The organism is Dyadobacter sp. (assembly GCF_051859145.1).
Lineage (GTDB): Bacteria > Bacteroidota > Bacteroidia > Cytophagales > Spirosomataceae > Dyadobacter.
In genome coordinates this window covers 3,755-5,423 of sequence record NZ_JBHYGF010000078.1, presented here as the reverse complement: position 1 = coordinate 5,423, position 1,669 = coordinate 3,755, and the positions used below count along the sequence as shown (strand labels likewise).

Annotated in this window: 2 protein-coding genes; both read left to right on the top strand. The window is 41.3% G+C overall.

Annotated features, from left to right (window positions below):
* A partial coding sequence (locus ACTIE6_RS06025; protein ID WP_439555772.1) for a TDP-N-acetylfucosamine:lipid II N-acetylfucosaminyltransferase occupies positions 1 to 1,054 on the top strand: 1,054 nt, incomplete at its 5' end.
* Between the two features lie 9 nt (positions 1,055 to 1,063).
* Positions 1,064 to 1,669 (top strand): oligosaccharide flippase family protein (locus ACTIE6_RS06020; RefSeq protein ID WP_439555771.1); only part of this gene is annotated, 606 nt, incomplete at its 3' end.

The window sequence follows — 1,669 nt, the reverse complement described above, 5'->3', positions numbered from 1 at the left end:
GGGAGTTTTCCGGCATATCAGTCAGCCAGAGCTTACCTGTGAATATTTTTACGAACACGATAATTTAAATGATTTCGTTACTGCCACGCCGGCAATCCGGGGCATCATAGCTCATTCCATAAGCGCGCTCACGGCGTCTGCTATTTCAAAACTGCAACAAAGAATTAAGATCTATTGGATTGTCTGGGGCTACGATATTTATCAAATGCCGAGAATCCAGCCGGGGTTATACGCACCGCAAACCTATTCTTATTTAGCTAAGGAAAAGCCACGGTTAAGTCTTCTTTGGACTATAAAAAAACACAAACCACTCCGATTTCTTTTCTACAATGCCCGGGGAAAAAAGAATGTCTTGAACTTATTGGAAGCAACACAAAAGGAAGTAGACTACTTTGTAACCTACATCCGGGAGGATTATGAGCTGTTTAAAGAAAAATATCCCGATACGAAATGTAAGTTCTTCAACGCAGCCTTTTTTGATCTGAATCAATATGTAGGCAACGCTTTTATGGACAAGAGAATTGCCGGTAAAAACATTCTGATCGGCAATTCAAATTCCGTGGAGTGTAACCATTTGGACGTTATCCAATTTTTCAAAAAAGTGCCGCTGGAGAGTGAAACAAAGGTTTACATTCCGCTTTCCTACGGGGAGGGAGGCAACTACAAAGAGGCGGTAACCAAAAGTGCTGATCAAGTATGGGGTCCACGCTCGTTTCCATTGTTAGGCTTTATGCCTTTACAAGAGTATGTCGAGATACTGCTGACTTGCGGCGTTGGCATCTTCTACCATTACAGACAGCAGGCAATGGGTAATATCATTGCCATGCTATGGCTTGGTGCACGCATTTACATGGCCGGAGTAAATCCTGCCTTCCAGTTTTTCAAAAGAATTGGTGTTCATGTATTTGATTTAAATCAGGATTTTCAGAACTACGGACTGAGCCCGCTGACTGAAAAGGAAATCAGCACAAACAGAGCAATCCTAACGGAAGCATTCTCAGCGGAGAAAGTAGCTCAGGATTATGCGAATCTGGTCAGGAATATTTATGAATAACAATTTTTCATGTCACTGAAACAAAAAGCATTTGGAGCGGCAAAATGGACATCTTTGTCAGCTGTCGCTACTTCCCTGATGCAGCTGTTACAAATTGTCATCCTGTCGAGATTTATTGACAAGGCAGATTTTGGTTTGATGGCGATCGCCATTTTTGTGATCGGACTTTCCCAGATATTTATGGACATGGGAATTTCAAATGCGATTATTCACAAAAAAGATGTCACAAAGGCCCAATTAAATACGCTGTTCTGGCTTAATATCCTTTCGGGTATATCCATTTACATTACACTATTTATCAGCTCACCTTTCATTGCTGAATTTTACCGGGCTCCTGAACTGGTAAGCATTATCCGGTGGACATCCGCTACTTATCTGATTGTTCCTTTCGGTCAGCAATTCGAAACACTCCTGGTAAAAGAGCTTAATTTTAAATCGTTATCTATCAGGGATGTAATTGGAAAGACAAGCGGTTTTTTGGTATCTGTGCTGCTGGCATTCTGGCACTACGGCATTTATGCACTCGTTTACGCCAATTTCATCCAGGCTTCTGTATCTACCTTGCTGCTTGTTATATATGGATTGAAGATTTTTAAGCCAAAATTCAATTTCGAT